The 16,607-nt window shown below is 39.8% G+C and carries 16 protein-coding genes; 3 read left to right on the top strand and 13 right to left on the bottom strand.

The genetic code is table 11. The features are described from left to right. Positions 1-9 precede the first annotated feature (9 nt). From rplC to rpsL, 6 genes are all read right to left on the bottom strand, one after another. Complete coding sequence (rplC, locus tag CYK55_RS00690) at positions 10-639, bottom strand: 50S ribosomal protein L3 (RefSeq protein ID WP_010734470.1); 630 nt, start codon at positions 637-639, stop codon at positions 10-12. 31 nt (positions 640-670) lie between these two features. After that, entirely contained in the window at positions 671-979 is a 309-nt protein-coding gene (rpsJ, locus tag CYK55_RS00685; protein WP_010734471.1) for a 30S ribosomal protein S10, read from the bottom strand. A 494-nt stretch (positions 980-1,473) separates the two neighbouring features. Further along, positions 1,474-2,661 (bottom strand): elongation factor Tu, encoded by a 1,188-nt coding sequence (gene tuf / locus CYK55_RS00680; protein WP_034689414.1) that lies wholly within the window; start codon positions 2,659-2,661, stop codon positions 1,474-1,476. 172 nt (positions 2,662-2,833) lie between these two features. Further along, positions 2,834-4,918, bottom strand: a complete 2,085-nt coding sequence (gene fusA / locus CYK55_RS00675; protein ID WP_010734473.1) for an elongation factor G — start codon at positions 4,916-4,918, stop codon at positions 2,834-2,836. Between the two features lie 78 nt (positions 4,919-4,996). Further along, entirely contained in the window at positions 4,997-5,467 is a 471-nt protein-coding gene (gene rpsG / locus CYK55_RS00670; protein ID WP_010734474.1) for a 30S ribosomal protein S7, read from the bottom strand. Positions 5,468-5,558: 91 nt separating this feature from the next. Next, a complete protein-coding gene (gene rpsL, locus CYK55_RS00665) occupies positions 5,559-5,972 on the bottom strand; it encodes a 30S ribosomal protein S12 (RefSeq protein ID WP_010734475.1) in 414 nt (137 codons plus the stop codon). 305 nt (positions 5,973-6,277) lie between these two features. Between rpsL and rpiA the strand changes: the two genes are divergently transcribed. The 3 genes from rpiA (at position 6,278) to CYK55_RS00650 (ending at position 8,620) form a co-directional block, all read left to right on the top strand. Beyond that, positions 6,278-6,961, top strand: a complete 684-nt coding sequence (gene rpiA / locus CYK55_RS00660; RefSeq protein WP_034689415.1) for a ribose-5-phosphate isomerase RpiA — start codon at positions 6,278-6,280, stop codon at positions 6,959-6,961. A 111-nt stretch (positions 6,962-7,072) separates the two neighbouring features. Next, positions 7,073-7,657, top strand: a complete 585-nt coding sequence (locus tag CYK55_RS00655; RefSeq protein ID WP_019723066.1) for a recombinase family protein — start codon at positions 7,073-7,075, stop codon at positions 7,655-7,657. A 276-nt stretch (positions 7,658-7,933) separates the two neighbouring features. Continuing rightward, on the top strand, positions 7,934-8,620 hold the full coding sequence (locus CYK55_RS00650) for a 2,3-diphosphoglycerate-dependent phosphoglycerate mutase (RefSeq protein ID WP_010734478.1): 687 nt from the start codon (positions 7,934-7,936) through the stop codon (positions 8,618-8,620). Positions 8,621-8,966: 346 nt separating this feature from the next. Here the strand turns inward: CYK55_RS00650 and CYK55_RS14045 are convergent, their stop codons facing one another. From CYK55_RS14045 to CYK55_RS00615, 7 genes are all read right to left on the bottom strand, one after another. Further along, a complete protein-coding gene (locus CYK55_RS14045; RefSeq protein WP_418922059.1) occupies positions 8,967-9,221 on the bottom strand; it encodes a CPBP family glutamic-type intramembrane protease in 255 nt (84 codons plus the stop codon). A gap of 816 nt (positions 9,222-10,037) precedes the next feature. Further along, positions 10,038-10,745: a purine-nucleoside phosphorylase gene (deoD, locus tag CYK55_RS00640; RefSeq protein WP_019723069.1), complete on the bottom strand. Its 708-nt coding sequence runs from the start codon at positions 10,743-10,745 to the stop codon at positions 10,038-10,040. Between the two features lie 23 nt (positions 10,746-10,768). After that, a complete protein-coding gene (locus tag CYK55_RS00635; RefSeq protein WP_010734482.1) occupies positions 10,769-11,584 on the bottom strand; it encodes a purine-nucleoside phosphorylase in 816 nt (271 codons plus the stop codon). An 85-nt stretch (positions 11,585-11,669) separates the two neighbouring features. Next, positions 11,670-12,836: a phosphopentomutase gene (gene deoB, locus CYK55_RS00630; protein WP_034689417.1), complete on the bottom strand. Its 1,167-nt coding sequence runs from the start codon at positions 12,834-12,836 to the stop codon at positions 11,670-11,672. Between the two features lie 94 nt (positions 12,837-12,930). Next, on the bottom strand, positions 12,931-13,887 hold the full coding sequence (locus CYK55_RS00625) for an ABC transporter permease (protein WP_034689418.1): 957 nt from the start codon (positions 13,885-13,887) through the stop codon (positions 12,931-12,933). Next, positions 13,887-15,020 carry an ABC transporter permease gene (locus tag CYK55_RS00620; protein WP_034689419.1) on the bottom strand — a complete coding sequence of 378 codons (1,134 nt, stop codon included), beginning with the start codon at positions 15,018-15,020 and terminating at the stop codon, positions 13,887-13,889. Before CYK55_RS00620 ends, CYK55_RS00625 begins: the two co-directional genes overlap by 1 nt. Beyond that, complete coding sequence (locus tag CYK55_RS00615; RefSeq protein ID WP_034689421.1) at positions 15,013-16,575, bottom strand: ABC transporter ATP-binding protein; 1,563 nt, start codon at positions 16,573-16,575, stop codon at positions 15,013-15,015. Before CYK55_RS00615 ends, CYK55_RS00620 begins: the two co-directional genes overlap by 8 nt. Between the last annotated feature and the right edge of the window lie 32 nt (positions 16,576-16,607).

Genomic DNA, 16,607 nt, shown 5'->3' with positions numbered 1-16,607 from the left:
TTCCTACTATTATTTAGCTTTCACAGCTGATTTGATAGTGATTAATGATTTTTTCGCTCCAGGAACGTTACCTTTGATCAAGATTACGTTTCTTTCAGCATCTACACGTACAACTTCCAAGTTTTGGATAGTTACGCGGTTGCCACCCATACGGCCAGCAAGACGTTTGTTTTTGAATACACGGTTAGGTGCAACTGGACCCATTGACCCAGGACGACGATGGTAGCGAGAACCGTGAGCCATTGGTCCGCGGCTTTGGCCGTGACGTTTGATAACCCCTTGGAATCCTTTACCTTTCGTAGTACCTGTTACATCAATAATGTCTCCTGCTTGGAAAACATCAACTGTAATTTCTTTTCCTACTTCATATTCTCCCAGCTCAACATTTTTGAATTCACGAATGAAGCGCTTAGGAGCCGTGTTTGCTTTTGCAACATGACCTTTCGCAGGTTTGTTTGATAAAACTTCACGTTTGTCTTGGTAACCAACTTGAATAGCTTCGTAGCCATCAGTTTCCATTGTTTTTACTTGTAGTACTACGTTTGGCGTAGCTTCTACAACAGTAACTGGAATTAATTCGCCAGATTCAGTGAAGATTTGTGTCATTCCCACTTTTTTCCCTAAGATTCCTTTGGTCATGAGTACACCTCCATTATTATTAGTTTAGTTTTTATAGTTTGATTTCGATGTTAACACCTGATGGTAAGTCAAGCTTCATTAAAGCATCAACTGTTTTTGGTGTTGGGTTCACAATGTCGATAAGACGTTTGTGTGTACGCATTTCGAATTGTTCGCGTGAATCTTTGTATTTGTGAGTTGCACGAATAACTGTGTAAAGACTGCGTTCAGTTGGTAATGGAATTGGACCAGAAACGCCAGCTCCAGTTCTTTTTGCAGTTTCCACGATTTTATCCGCTGATTGATCTAAAATACGATGTTCATACGCTTTTAAACGGATACGAATTTTTTGTTTTGCCATCTTGTTCCCTCCTTCGCCTATTTTGAAAAGTAGACATAGCTCCACGAAAATTTCCGTCACGCTCGTTCGTGGCAAAGCGTCCGGGCGTGTCGCAACCTCTCGTTTCTTAGCCGACAAAATCATTTTGATTTCGTCTGTGCCATTCACCTAAGGTAAACGCACCTTTGTCATTATAATATATCTAAATGTACAACGCAAGGTTTTTTTGCTGTAAAAACCAATTAATTTTCATAAATTTTCATTCAATTAAAAAAAGAGAAATCATTCTCTTTTTTATAGAAGGATTTATTGTTTCCCCTTGCGATCTCCATTCGCTTATTTAGAGAAAAAACAATTCACTACCTATTAAGAATATTTTGGATATTCCTCTCTTTCATAGCCTCTTCCTTAATCAATTGTTTGCTGAAATGAAAAAAGTTCGAGGCAAAGGATCAAGATCCTCACCTCGAACTTCAACGTCCGAATAAATGTTACTTTGTTAGGCTTAAAATGAATTAAGCTTTGATTTCTGTAACGACACCGGCACCAACTGTACGTCCGCCTTCACGGATTGAGAATTTAGTACCGTTTTCGATAGCGATTGGGTGGATTAATTCAACTTCCATTGTTACGTTGTCGCCAGGCATAACCATTTCAGTTCCTTCTGGTAATTCAACAACACCAGTTACGTCAGTCGTACGGAAGTAGAATTGTGGACGGTAGTTAGTGAAGAATGGAGTATGACGTCCACCTTCTTCTTTAGTCAACACGTATACTTCTGCAGAGAATTTTGTATGAGGTGTGATTGTACCTGGTTTAGCTAAAACTTGTCCACGTTGGATTTCTTCACGTGAAACACCACGTAGTAACGCACCAATGTTATCGCCTGCTTCAGCGTAGTCTAATAATTTACGGAACATTTCAACACCAGTTACAGTTGTTTGAGCTGTTTCTTCTGCGATACCAACGATATCGACAACGTCACCAACACGAACTTGTCCACGTTCAACACGTCCTGTAGCAACAGTACCACGACCAGTGATTGAGAATACGTCCTCAACTGGCATCATGAATGGTTTGTCGTTATCACGTTCTGGAGTTGGGATATATTCGTCAACTGCAGCCATCAATTCAAGAATTTTTTCTTCGTATGAAGCGTCGCCTTCTAAAGCTCTTAAAGCTGAACCAGCGATTACAGGAACATCGTCACCAGGGAATTCGTATTCTGTTAATAGGTCACGAACTTCCATTTCAACTAATTCAAGTAATTCTTCGTCATCAACCATATCTACTTTGTTCAAGAATACAACGATGTATGGTACACCCACTTGACGAGATAATAGGATGTGTTCACGAGTTTGAGGCATAGGGCCGTCAGCAGCAGAAACAACTAAGATTGCTCCGTCCATTTGAGCAGCACCAGTGATCATGTTTTTAACGTAGTCCGCGTGTCCTGGGCAGTCAACGTGAGCATAGTGACGTGCGTCAGTTTCGTACTCAACGTGAGCTGTTGAGATAGTGATTCCGCGTTCGCGTTCTTCAGGAGCACCATCGATTTGATCGTAAGCCATTGCTTGGCCGCCGTTTTTCTTAGATAGTACAGTTGTGATTGCAGCTGTTAAAGTTGTTTTACCATGGTCAACGTGTCCGATAGTACCAATGTTAACGTGTGGTTTCGAACGGTCAAATTTTTCTTTTGCCATTTTAAAATATCCTCCCTAAAATTACAGTTTAATTTTTATTTGTCTGATAGGTATGTGATAGACAAAATTGCCGATCACATGCCCGTATCATCAAAAGTTATTTTACACGAAACTGCATAAAAAATACAGTCTCTAGATAAATCTCTTCACGAGACTACCTTGCCTTAAGAAATTATTCAGCTTTTCCGCCGTTTTTCTTAATGATTTCTTCTTGAACAGATTTCGGTACGTCTTCGTAGTGGTCAAATACCATCATGAATGTACCACGACCTTGAGTTGCTGAACGCAATGTAGTCGCGTATCCGAACATTTCTGCCAATGGAACGATTGCATTAACGATTTGTGAGTTACCGTGTGCTTCCATTCCTTCAACACGTCCGCGTCGGCTTGTTACGTGTCCCATGATATCACCTAAGTAATCCTCTGGTACAGTAATCGTAACTTTCATCATTGGTTCAAGGATCACAGGACGTGCGTGTTTTGCAGCAGCTCTTAGAGCCATTGATGCAGCAACACGGAACGCTGTTTCATTTGAATCGACGTCATGGTATGAACCATCGTAAAGTTTTGCTTTGATATCCACTAATGGGTATCCAGCAAGAACACCGTTATTCATTGATTCTTCTAATCCTTTTTCAACTGCTGGGATGTATTCACGTGGAACCACACCACCAACGATTGCGTTTTCGAATTCGAAGCCTTTTCCTTCTTCGTTTGGTGTAAATTCAACCCATACGTGACCGTATTGACCTTTACCACCAGACTGACGTACGAATTTACCTTCCGCTTTTGTTGCTTCACGGAATGTTTCGCGGTAAGAAACTTGAGGCGCACCAACGTTTGCTTCAACTTTAAATTCGCGTTTCATACGGTCTACTAATACGTCCAAGTGCAACTCACCCATACCTGAGATAACTGTTTCACCTGTTTCAACGTTTGTTTCAACTCGGAATGAAGGATCTTCTTCTGCAAGTTTTTGCAACGCAACACCCATTTTATCTTGGTCAGCTTTTGATTTAGGCTCAACAGCGACTTGGATAACTGGTTCTGGGAATTCGATTGATTCAAGGATAACTGGTGCATCTAATGCACACAATGTGTCCCCTGTTGTTGTATCTTTCAATCCAACAGCAGCGGCGATATCACCTGAATATACTTTGTCGATTTCTTGACGTGTGTTTGCGTGCATTTGTAGGATACGACCGATACGCTCTTTTTTGCCTTTTGATGCGTTCAATACATATGAACCACTTTCAAGGACACCAGAGTAGACACGGAAGAAAGTTAGACGACCTACGAATGGGTCAGTCATTACTTTAAATGCTAATGAAGCAAAAGGAGCTTCGTCATCTGCAGGACGAGTTGTTTCTTCGTCTGTTTTTGAGTCAATACCTTTGATTGCTTCAATATCTAGTGGTGATGGCAAGTAATCAAGAACAGCATCCAACATCAATTGGACCCCTTTATTCTTGAATGCTGAACCAGCTAACACAGGGAAGAACTCAACATTGATTGTTGCACGGCGGATACCGGCAATCAATTCTTCTTGAGTGATTTCTTCACCTTCAAGATATTTCATCATTAGTTCTTCGTCTGTTTCAGCAACAGCTTCGACTAATTTTTCACGCCATTCTTGCGCTTGTTCTGCATATTCTTCAGGGATTTCAGTTTCTTGGATGTCTGTGCCTAGATCGTTTGTATAGATCTCTGCTTTCATCGTTACCAAGTCAATGATACCTGTGAAGTTATCTTCAGAACCGATTGGCAATTGGATTGGATGTGCGTTCGCTTGTAGGCGATCGTGCAATGATTTTACTGAGTATAAGAAGTCTGCACCGATTTTATCCATTTTGTTACAAAATACGATACGAGGTACTCGGTACTCAGTTGCTTGACGCCAAACAGTTTCAGTTTGAGGTTCAACACCTGATTGTGCATCAAGTACAGTTACAGCACCATCCAATACACGTAGAGAACGTTGAACTTCGATTGTGAAGTCTACGTGTCCTGGTGTATCGATGATATTTACGCGGTAACCTTTCCACTGCGCAGTAGTGGCAGCAGATGTAATCGTGATACCACGTTCTTGTTCTTGTTCCATCCAGTCCATCTGTGAAGCTCCTTCGTGAGTTTCACCAATTTTATGGATTTTACCAGTATAGTACAAGATACGCTCTGTTGTTGTAGTTTTACCTGCATCAACGTGGGCCATGATACCAATATTACGAGTTTTTTCTAGCGAAAATTCTCTTGCCATTTTCTTACTCCTCTCTTTGTTTAAATCGATTGTAAATTGACTTTCTGCTGTGGGTTTAGCCGACAGACAGAGAGGATCTTACCAACGATAATGAGCAAATGCGCGGTTCGCGTCTGCCATTTTGTGTGTGTCTTCGCGTTTTTTAACAGAAGCTCCAGTGTTGTTTGCAGCGTCCATGATTTCTTTTGCTAAGCGTTCTTCCATTGTGTGTTCTCCGCGCAAGCGAGCGTAGTTAACTACCCAACGTAGCGCTAAAGTCGTACGACGTTCAGGGCGAACTTCAACTGGTACTTGATAGTTTGAACCCCCAACACGACGTGCTTTAACTTCAAGAACAGGCATAACATTGTTCATTGCTTGTTCAAACACTTCTAATGGATCGTTACCTGTAGATTCTTTGATCAAATCAAAGGCATTATAGATAATATTAGCAGCAACACCGCGTTTTCCGTCAACCATTACACGGTTGATCAAGCGAGTTACTAATTTTGAGTTATAAATAGGATCTGGTAAAACATCACGTTTTGCAACAGGACCTTTACGTGGCATCCGTAACTCCTCCTTCCGAAATATTCTTCATAGTTGATCGAACGACTATTATATTGTAGGTTCGATTTTCATTTGTAGTAAATAATTAAAATTAAGCTTTAGGTCTTTTCGTACCGTATTTAGAACGGCTTTGTTTACGGTCGTTCACACCAGCAGTATCTAGTGCACCACGAACGATATGATAACGTACCCCTGGTAAGTCTTTTACACGTCCACCGCGTAATAGTACCACGCTATGCTCTTGTAAATTGTGACCAATCCCTGGGATATAAGCAGTAACTTCAATTAAGTTTGACAAACGAACACGAGCATATTTACGTAAAGCTGAGTTCGGTTTTTTAGGTGTCATTGTTCCCACACGTGTAGCTACCCCACGTTTTTGAGGAGAGTTCACGTTTGTTTGAGTTTTCTTAAAGCTGTTATATCCTTTGTTCAAAGCAGGTGAATTAGATTTTTCCACCTTTGATTTACGAGGTTTACGTACTAATTGGTTAATTGTAGGCATTCCTAGTTCCTCCTTCCCACGATTCACATCTAGTTCCACACATCCAGGTGGTTCTTTTTTTGCGATAAAAAATAAATGCAGTATGCATCTTTATCAAATATGCTTTGATAAACAGTCAGCACGCCTCTTAACAGAGACCTGTAGATAAAGCACCTTGGTTAGAATATCACGGATAAAAAAGAATGTCAACTAAACATATACATTTTTTTCTATCCTATAAAAATTGTGTTATGTTCTCTATCTTTTTCGATTAAATCAAGCTAAAATAGCAGTTAAAGAGCTATAAAAATGCTGGAGGGATAGAAATGAACTTAAAGCAATTAGTAGGCATTAAAGCTGCAGAATTTGTTGAAGATGGTATGATCGTTGGACTTGGAACTGGTTCTACTGCCTATTATATGGTAGAAGAAATTGGCCGACGCATGCGCGAAGAAGGATTGAAAATCACTGGTGTCACTACTTCTAGCGGTACAAAAGCACAAGCAGAAAGCTTAGGTATCCCTTTGAAAAGTATTGATGAAGTCCCAGTCGTCGATTTGACGATCGATGGTGCCGATGAAATCAGTGCCGATTTTCAGGGAATCAAAGGTGGCGGTGCTGCTCTTTTATTTGAAAAGATCGTTGCATCTTATTCAAAACAAACGATCTGGATCGTCGATGGATCAAAAATGGTGGATCAACTTGGGCGCTTTCCACTCCCTGTCGAAGTCATCCCTTATGGTTCTCAACAACTGATGCGTCTTTTTAAAGAAAAAAACTATCAGCCTGTCTTACGTCAAACAGAAACTGGAGAGACCGTCGTAACAGATAGTGGGCATTATATTATTGACCTTCATTTAGAACGAATTGAAGATCCCGAAAAATTAGCGACTTATTTAGACCAATTAGTCGGTGTCGTCGAACACGGTTTGTTTTTAAATATGGTCTCAAAGGTTGTCATTGCCTCTGAAAATGGCGTGTCTGTACTCGATACTCCCTTTCAAAAATAATGCGAAAGAGATTCGTTGAAAATGCCTAAAAAAACTATCTTTTTCAGTTACTTTATGCTACATTTTTACTTGTCTCAAACACTTAGAAAACTTTGCTAGAAAGGAATCACCATGAAGATTATCGGTTATGCACGTACAACTATCAATGATGTCGATTTGACGGCTCAAATGCAAAAACTCTCTGATTTTGGTTGTCACGAAATTTTTCACGAAACGTATGGTCAAAAAGACAGTTTATCTGACGCCATTTGTTTAGAAAAAGTCATCGAAAAAATGGAGCAAGGCGATACATTAGTGATTTGCCAGCTTCATCATCTAGGAAAATCGACAAGACAACTAACAGAATTCACGAAATTATTTAAAGACCGTGGATTACATCTAGTCAGCATCACAGAAAAAATCGATACTCGCGAACCTATGGGGACGGTCTACTTCCAATTAATGGAAGGATTAGCTGAGATGGAGTGTGCATTGATCAAAGAACGCACGCTGATTGGATTAGATGAAGCACGCAAAAAAGGAAAAATCGGCGGACGACCAAAAATCGATGCCAAAACAATCAAAAAAATTCGTCGTCTCTACTATGAAAAGAAAGAAACGATCCAATTTATTTCTTCAAAATGTGGCGTTTCAGTTGGCACTTGCTACAAATATATCAATTTACCTGAAAAAGAGCTTCAGCAATTATTCAATTAATTAGCAAGTACAACCTCGTTGATTTCAATAATTGATCGAAAGAACCTACACTAACCCAACAGAAATTATTTTACTTAATAGATAAAAAAGGTTGTCAAACAAGTTTTTTGAGTGAAAGCTCTGTAATAACGCTTGTTTCCAGCCTTTTTTTAGTTCGTCTGTGGTCTTTTAAACAAACAGCTTTCATTTTACAATGGAAATCTTATGAAAAACATTGTACAATAAGGCAGAACTGAAATTTTCAGAAATAACACTTATTTTAAAGGAGAGTTAAACATGCCAAAATTAGTTTTTTCTCGTCACGGTCTTAGCGAATGGAATGCATTGAACCAATTTACTGGTTGGGCAGATGTAAACCTAGCACCAGAAGGAATCGAAGAAGCAAAAGAAGGCGGACGTAAAATCAAAGAAGCTGGAATCGAATTTGATGTTGCTTATACTTCTGTATTAACTCGTGCCATCAAAACTTGTAACTTGATTTTGGAATACTCAGATCAACTTTGGGTACCACAAATCAAATCATGGCGCTTGAACGAACGTCATTATGGTAAATTACAAGGATTAAATAAAAAAGAAACAGCGGAAAAATATGGTGACGAACAAGTTCACATCTGGCGTCGTTCATACGACACTCTTCCTCCATTAATGGAAGCAACTGATGAAGGTTCAGCAGCAAACGATCGTCGTTATGCAATGTTAGACAAACGCGACGTACCTGGTGGAGAAAACTTGAAAGTTACTTTAGAACGCGCATTGCCATTCTGGCAAGACGAAATTGCACCAGCTTTGTTAGACAACAAAACTGTCTTAGTGGCTGCACATGGTAACTCTTTACGTGCGTTGGCAAAACACATCGAAGGAATCTCTGATGAAGACATCATGGATCTTGAAATCCCAACAGGTCAACCACTTGTTTATGAACTAAACGACGACTTGACTGTAATCAAAAAATACTACTTATAATAGATCCTCTATTGTAAGTATGACAGCCCCCTCACCTCCTATTATTGTAAGAGATGAAGGGGCTGTTTTTTTAGATATTGGATCGACGGCAGTCTTAGCTATCAAATGCGAATGACACCAATTTACATAACAACTAACGATCATAATAGTAAGTACTGTTTGAATAAACAAAAAGTTAAGAGAGAAGGTGTAGCATTGAGAGAAAAAAGAACGTTTAGTTTATTCCCTATCACACCTAATGGCACATGAACCAATCAGTAATCATTTCTAAATAACTCGAAAGATTCGTTATGTAAGAGATTTTTAATACCTTCGCAGCCTAGGCATTCTTTCTAGGACGGGCTGTTTATTGGACAATAGCTAGCGAGAGGACAAATAGATTATATAAGCTATGTAACATCATGGCAGGTAATATATTGTTGGTTCTCACGTATAGATAGGCTGTAGCTAAAGTCAAAAATAGAACCTGAACCATTGCGCATAGATTTCCACCATATGTAAAGCCACGCCTATAGAAAAAGAATCCTGTTGAAAACAAATCAAATACTATTTTTAACCAATTGGACTCAGTTATACTCAAAAATAGGTAGCGGTAAACTATTCTCTTATTAGGGCAGTCACTATGACAGAAAATAGAACAATACTATCGTAATTTTGTGAGACACTGCAAAACTGTCAAATACAAGTACTATATATATGAAATTCGTCACTAACAAACGTAGTAAAGTGAATCCAGCTTGTTTTATCATTGACAGATTCATACCTTGTAATGCTCGATTTAATTCGATCATGCAAAGTAAGTAAATAAAATCATTATCAGATTTAGACCCAATTGGTTATTTTATAATAATATGAGAATGGTCTTACTTCTTGATGTTCTGAAATTTGTTATACAAAAAATGGTTATCCAGACAGTTACAATGATACTTTTATTTAGAGTTAACCGAATGTGATCTACCTTCATCTTGACCACCAATTAATCGAAGAGGAGTCATCTTGCCTCCCTTCTCACCGTCTCCTGAAAAAGCAAGTAGTAATCCCTTAGATAATTAAAACACTTAAAATCTCTATCTGATCGCATTCCCAACATACAATGCTTATGTTTATTAAATAAACAATATCTTTTGGTATCTCCCTTTCAATTTATCAACTTGCTATGTAAAAATACTCTTTGTTATTTTCATCACCACTTTCTCAATTATCTCAAAACAACAACTATTACTTTTTCATTATATCTCCTCCTTTTTTTGTATAGCAAGGTGCAGAGAAAGAAACCTATTAGTAAAATCTTGCACAGATAACATTTGTATTTGTTATCTACTAGTAACCTACAGTAACAATTACGCAAAAAGCGTAAAAGCCAAAATAGTTCCCTATTATGACTTTTACGTTTAATCAAATTCTTTCATTCCAATTACTACCCTTGAATCGCCGTTTCCAATCCTACTTCAATCATATCATTGAATGTTGTCTGACGTTCGCTGGCAGTTGTTTCTTCACCGGTGATCAGATGGTCACTGACAGTCATGATCGCTAGTGTTTGCACATGGTATTTTGCACCTAGATAATACAACGCAGCAGCTTCCATTTCAACGCCCATTACCCCAAGTTCAGCTAACTTGAATGTCTCTGTCAAATCGTCTTTGTAGAAAGAATCTTCTGATAGCACATTGCCGACGTGAGTCGTAAAGCCTTTTTCTTTCGCCACTTCATATGCTTTTAACAACAGGTCAAAATCACAGATTGGTGGAAAATGGAACGCATTGAAATCCTTCTCAATCATGGAAGAACTAGTCGCAGCTCCTTGTGCTAATACCAAGTCACGTACGTGCACGTCTTTTGACAATGCACCACATGTCCCAACTCGAATCAATTTTTTCACGTCATAGGAATTCACCAACTCATGCGCATAGATCATCGCTGATGGCATCCCCATCCCTGTTCCTTGAACAGAGACTCTTTCCCCTTTATACGTGCCTGTATACCCAAGCATGCCGCGTACTTGGTTGTAACATACTGGATTTTCTAAAAAAGTTTCTGCAATATACTTCGCTCTTAGTGGATCGCCAGGAAGTAAAATCTTGTCTGCAATCTCTCCTGGTTTTGCTTCAATATGAACACTCATTTTCGGACCTCTCAATCAATTTTTTATAGTAAAGAAAGTGTTTCTTTGATCAATGATTTAAATGTTTGTTTGACTCTCTCAGTTGTTTCAACGACTTCTTCATGATTTAAGTTTGCCTGCATACCAGCAGCCAAGTTGGTGATACAAGAAATCCCTAAGACCTTCAACCCGCTATGCGCTGCCACAATGACTTCTGGTACAGTCGACATGCCCACTGCATCTGCCCCCATCACGCGAGACATGCGAATCTCAGCTGGTGTTTCGTACGTTGGACCAGAATAGCCCATATACACGCCTTCTTTTAATTCTACGTCTAATGATGTCGCTGCTGCTTTTGCCATTTCGCGATACGCTTTTGTATAAGCTTCACTCATATCAGGGAAACGAGGCCCCATTTCTTCATCATTTGGTCCAATCAATGGATTTTGACCTGTAAAATTGATATGATCCGTGATCAACATCAAATCTCCTGGTGCAAATGATTCATTTACTCCACCACACGCATTTGTCACGACAACTGAATGTGCGCCTAATGCAGCCATTACACGTACTGGATAAGTGACGGTTTGCATCGAATGACCTTCATAAAAATGGAAACGTCCTTGCATCGCCAATACTTTTTTGCCTGAAAGTGTCCCATAGACAAGCTGCCCCGCATGTCCAACAACTGTCGAAGTTGGGAAGAAAGGAATCTTGTCATAAGGAATCACGATTGCTTCTTCGATCTCCTCTGCTAATTCTCCTAGTCCTGAACCGAGGATCATCCCGAAATCAATGGTGCCTACACCTTTACTTTTGATAAACGCTGTCGTTTCTTGTAACATCTCATTTAATTTCATTGTTTTTCTCCTATATATAAAATTTTGATTGTTCGATCTTACATAATAAAGTCAATGATGATTTTCAAGTGGAGGCTGCTCTTGATTATTTCAATAGCTTCAAGAAGCTTTCGCCATTTTCAGTAGCTGCAACGTCAAAGTTTTCAGCAATCGTTGCAGAGATATCCGCATAATAGCCTTGTGGTAAACTGCCTTGCTCGTTCATCTTTTTACTATAAGCAAGTAGCGGCACATATTCTCGCGTATGATCGGTACCAGTGAAGGTCGGATCATTCCCATGGTCAGCGGTGATCAATAATAAATCATCCTCAGCCATTGCATCTAATAATTCCGGAATACGCAAATCAAAATCTTCGATGGCACGCGCATAACCAACCACATCACGGCGGTGTCCGTATAACGCATCAAAGTCTACCAAGTTAGTGAAACTTAAACCATGGAAGTCTTGTTTCATTACATTCAATAATTGATCGACACCATCCATGTTACTCTTCGTACGGACAAAATCGGTGATGCCTTGACCATTAAAAATATCATTGATCTTACCTACCGCAATGACATCTTTGCCGGCTTCTTTCAATGAGTCTAATACTGTATGACCAAATGGATCTAATGCATAATCGTGTCGGTTACTTGTTCGTGTAAAGTTGCCTGGTTCTCCAATATATGGGCGTGCAATGATTCGACCGATCATATACGGATCGTCTTTCGTAATTTCACGAACGTATTCACAAATGCGGTAAAGTTCTTCTAAAGGAATAATTTCTTCATGTGCAGCAATTTGTAATACCGGATCAGCTGACGTATAAACGATCAAGTCACCTGTTTTCATTTGATGCTCACCAAAGTCATCAATGACGGCTGTTCCGCTATAAGGTTCGTTACAAACAATTTTACGTCCAGAGAAGTCTTCGATTTTCTTCAATAATTCATCAGGGAAGCCATTTGGAAAAACACGAAATGGTGTTTTGATATTCAAGCCCATGATTTCCCAATGTCCTGTCATTGTATCTTTGCCGACAGAAACTTCTTCCAATTTTGTCGCATACCCTTGATGATCTTGCACTGCTTCGACCCCTTCTAAAGGACGAATCGTTCCTAATCCAAGTTGCTCCAAATTCGGTATCGTCAACCCAGCTTCTTTAGCAATATGACCTAATGTATCCGAACCTTTATCTCCGAATTTTTCAGCATCAGGTGCTTCTCCGATTCCGACTGAATCCATGACGATCAAATGTACGCGTTTAAACATGAGTATTCCTTCTTTCTATTTATTTTCTTTATAAAGTAAAAAGAGCGAGCCGAAAAAAACTTCCCGTAACCCGCCCTTTTTAATCACTAAACGATTATTTGGATTTTATATAATTCTTACCGTTGGCTTTTGGTCCAGATGCTTTCCCTAAGAATGCGACTAAAACGATAATCGTTAATAGATAAGGCGCAATCTGTAGTAAAACTGGTGGGATTGAAGAAATCACTGGTAATTGCGCGCCAATGATACTCAAACTTTGTGCAAAACCAAAGAATAAGGATGCACCCATCGCACCTAGTGGATTCCACTTACCAAAAATCATTGCAGCCATTGAGATGAATCCTTGACCGACAATCGTTCCTGCTGAAAAGTTTCCAGAAATCGATTGAGCGAAAACAGCTCCACCCATTCCTCCAAGAAGACCAGAAATCAAGACACCTGAATAGCGCATCGCATATACATTGATCCCTAGTGTATCTGCAGCTTGAGGATTTTCCCCAACAGAACGTAAACGTAAACCAAATTTAGTTTTGAATATGACGAACCATGCAATAACAGCAATTAAAATCGCACAATACGCTGGTAAAAATGTATTTCTAAAGAAAATTTGACCAATCACTGGAATCTCAGATAATCCAGGAAATGAAAAGTAACCTAAGTTTTGTGAGATATTGTCAGTTTGTCCTTTACCATACCATGCTTTGATCAAAAATACACCTAAAGCAGGTGCCATCAAATTGATGACCGTGCCACTGATGATATGGTCTGCGCGCAAGCTGATCGTTGCGACTGCATGGATCAAAGAAAAGAGAACACCAACCACGCCACCGACTAAAATAGCAATCCAAGGAGTCATTGAGCCTAATGTGTCACTCATCGTCAAGTTGAAGACGACCGCACTAAACGCCCCCGTCACCATGATGCCTTCTAACCCAACGTTGACGATCCCGCTTCGTTCAGAAAACGTTCCGCCTAAGGAGGTTAAAATCAACGGTGTTGAATAAACAAGGGTTGATGTAAGGATCAAGGAAATCAGTTCTACTGTTGACATTACAGCTCTCCTCCTTCTTGATTTTGATGATTTGGTTTCGTTTCAATCGTTGCGACGATTTCCTCTTGTTTTTTCCCTTGGAAGAATTTCGCCATAAGGAAACGAATCAAGAAGTTGATCCCCACGAAGAAGATGATCAAGGCAATCGATACATTGACGATTTCAAACGGTACCCCAGCACCGGTCTGCATCCCTAATCCACCGATTTTTAGGACACTGAATAATAGCGCAGATAACAAAATCCCAATAGCAGAACCAGAACCCAATAATGACACGGCCATACCATCAAACCCGATGGATAATGAGGTTGTCTGTACGAAGAAGTTTTGGTATGTTCCTAGTCCTTCGACCACACCACCTAGTCCAGCTAATCCACCAGAGATAACCATGGATAAGACAATTGTTCGTTTACTACTCATTCCCGCATATTCAGAGGCGTATGGATTCAATCCAACAGAACGGATCTCAAAGCCTAGGGTTGTTTTCTTCATGACGATCCATACAACAACTAACGCAATCAGTGCCAAGAAGAGTCCGCCATTCACGCGAGAGCCTCCAAACATCTGCGTTAGCCAAGGAATACGTAAGGAAGCATTCTCACTGATCATATTGGAAGAGTCTAAACTTGAACGATAAGATTCAGGCATTATTTCATGAAGTGTATACGTACTTAAATAAAGCAAAATATAATTCATCATGATTGTTACGATCACTTCACTTGTTCCAAAGAACGCACGTAACAATCCTGGAATAGCTGCGGCCATTGCCCCAGCAAGAGCTCCTAAGATCACGCACATTGGTAATAGAACGATTTTTGGCAAATCAGGAAATGCTAATGCGGTCCAAACACTTACGATCCAACCACAGAGTGCTTGTCCTGAAAGCCCGATATTAAAGAATCCGGCTGAATTCGCAACAGAAAAGCCTAATGCCGTAAAAATCAAAGGCGTGGCTTGTCTTAATGTTTCACCGATACTTCGTTGTGAACCTAATGAAGCATTCAACATGGAAGAATAGCCTTGGATTGGATGGTACCCAAACGCGACCATCAAAATAGCACCTAAAATCAATCCTAAAATTACCGAAAATATAGGCACTAGCAGATTACGAAATTTTTCGCTACGATCATTCATGTGCCTCACCCACCTTTTCTAACTCTCTTCGTGCTTCTTCTAACGTATAGCCCGCCATCAATAGACCTAGCTCGTTTTCAGATGTTTCTTTTGGATCAACAATCCCAACGATTTCCCCTTGATGGATCACCGCAATACGATCTGATACATTTAAAATTTCTTCTAATTCAAAACTAATCAACAAGACTGCTTTGAATTTATCACGTTGTTCGATCAAACGTTTATGGATAAACTCGATCGCGCCAACATCTAAACCACGCGTCGGATTTGCAACAATCAGAAGATCAGGATCACGATCAATCTCACGTGCAATGATGGCTTTTTGTTGGTTCCCACCAGATAAAGCTTTCGCTGGTACTAATTCGTTCGTTGTCCGCACATCATACTCATCGATTAAATCTCTAGCATGTTCATTTATCACACCATAGTTCAACAGACCATTTTTGCTATACGGTTTTTGATAGTAGGTTTGCATGGCAATATTTTCAGATAACGTCATATCAAGAACCAAGCCATATTTATGTCGATCTTCTGGCACATGTCCTAGCCCAGATTCAGTGATTTTACGTGGTTTTTTATTCGTGATCTCTTCGTCTTTCAAACGAATCGTTCCACTTTCTACTTTACGTAAACCGGTTAACGCTTGAATCAACTCCGATTGTCCATTTCCATCGATTCCAGCAATACCCAAGACTTCACCTGCTCGGACTTCCAGACTTAGATTTTTCACCGCTTCTAAGCCACGGTTTTCCTTGACCACAAGATTTTCGACAGAAAGTACGACTTCTTGCGGACGTGCTTCTTTTTTCATTGTTTTGAATGAGACGGTTCTTCCAACCATCATATCGGCTAACTGTTGCGAAGAAACATCCTTCACATTGACCGTTCCAATCCCTTGACCCCGACGAATGACCGTACAACGATCGGCAACTGCTTTGATCTCATCTAATTTATGTGTGATCAAAATGATCGACTTTCCTTCTTTGACCAACTCTTTCATGATTACGATCAACTCATCGATTTCTTGCGGCGTCAGTACGGCTGTTGGCTCATCAAAAATCAAGACATCTGCACCACGATAGAGTGTTTTTAAAATCTCCACACGTTGTTCCATACCGACAGAAATATCACGAACATACGCATCCGGATTCACTGCTAAGCCATATTGTTCAGATAATCGTTTGATTTCTTCACGGGCTTTCTTACGGTTCAAGATACCACCTGTACTTGGCTCACTACCTAGTACGATATTTTCTGTTACTGTGAATGCATCAACTAACATAAAGTGTTGATGTACCATTCCGATCCCTAATTGATTGGCTTTCGTCGGGCTCGTGATGTTTACTTCTTTGCCGTGCATCAAAATCTCACCTGATGTTGGCTCTAAAAGACCCGATAAAACATTCATTAACGTTGATTTACCTGCACCATTTTCACCAAGCAAGGCATGGATTTCTCCTGCTTTCACTTGAAGGTTGATGTTGTCATTTGCTTTGAAAGTACCGAATTGTTTCGTGATATTTCGCATTTCGATGACAATATTTTCTTGATCCACATTTTTCACATCCTAACAATTTATATCCAGAC

Origin of the sequence: Enterococcus mundtii, assembly GCF_003957375.1 — a bacterium.
GTDB lineage: Bacteria > Bacillota > Bacilli > Lactobacillales > Enterococcaceae > Enterococcus_B > Enterococcus_B spodopteracolus.
The sequence above is the reverse complement of the archived record's forward strand: the minus strand, read 5'-3'. Positions and strand labels throughout refer to the sequence as shown.

Coding starts and splice junctions, on each gene's coding strand:
- rplC (WP_010734470.1), bottom strand. CDS start 639: ATGACCAAAGGAATCTTAGGGAAAAAAGTGGGAATGACACAAATCTTC.
- rpsJ (WP_010734471.1), bottom strand. CDS start 979: ATGGCAAAACAAAAAATTCGTATCCGTTTAAAAGCGTATGAACATCGT.
- tuf (WP_034689414.1), bottom strand. CDS start 2,661: ATGGCAAAAGAAAAATTTGACCGTTCGAAACCACACGTTAACATTGGT.
- fusA (WP_010734473.1), bottom strand. CDS start 4,918: ATGGCAAGAGAATTTTCGCTAGAAAAAACTCGTAATATTGGTATCATG.
- rpsG (WP_010734474.1), bottom strand. CDS start 5,467: ATGCCACGTAAAGGTCCTGTTGCAAAACGTGATGTTTTACCAGATCCT.
- rpsL (WP_010734475.1), bottom strand. CDS start 5,972: ATGCCTACAATTAACCAATTAGTACGTAAACCTCGTAAATCAAAGGTG.
- rpiA (WP_034689415.1), top strand. CDS start 6,278: ATGAACTTAAAGCAATTAGTAGGCATTAAAGCTGCAGAATTTGTTGAA.
- CYK55_RS00655 (WP_019723066.1), top strand. CDS start 7,073: ATGAAGATTATCGGTTATGCACGTACAACTATCAATGATGTCGATTTG.
- CYK55_RS00650 (WP_010734478.1), top strand. CDS start 7,934: ATGCCAAAATTAGTTTTTTCTCGTCACGGTCTTAGCGAATGGAATGCA.
- deoD (WP_019723069.1), bottom strand. CDS start 10,745: ATGAGTGTTCATATTGAAGCAAAACCAGGAGAGATTGCAGACAAGATT.
- CYK55_RS00635 (WP_010734482.1), bottom strand. CDS start 11,584: ATGAAATTAAATGAGATGTTACAAGAAACGACAGCGTTTATCAAAAGT.
- deoB (WP_034689417.1), bottom strand. CDS start 12,836: ATGTTTAAACGCGTACATTTGATCGTCATGGATTCAGTCGGAATCGGA.
- CYK55_RS00625 (WP_034689418.1), bottom strand. CDS start 13,887: ATGTCAACAGTAGAACTGATTTCCTTGATCCTTACATCAACCCTTGTT.
- CYK55_RS00620 (WP_034689419.1), bottom strand. CDS start 15,020: ATGAATGATCGTAGCGAAAAATTTCGTAATCTGCTAGTGCCTATATTT.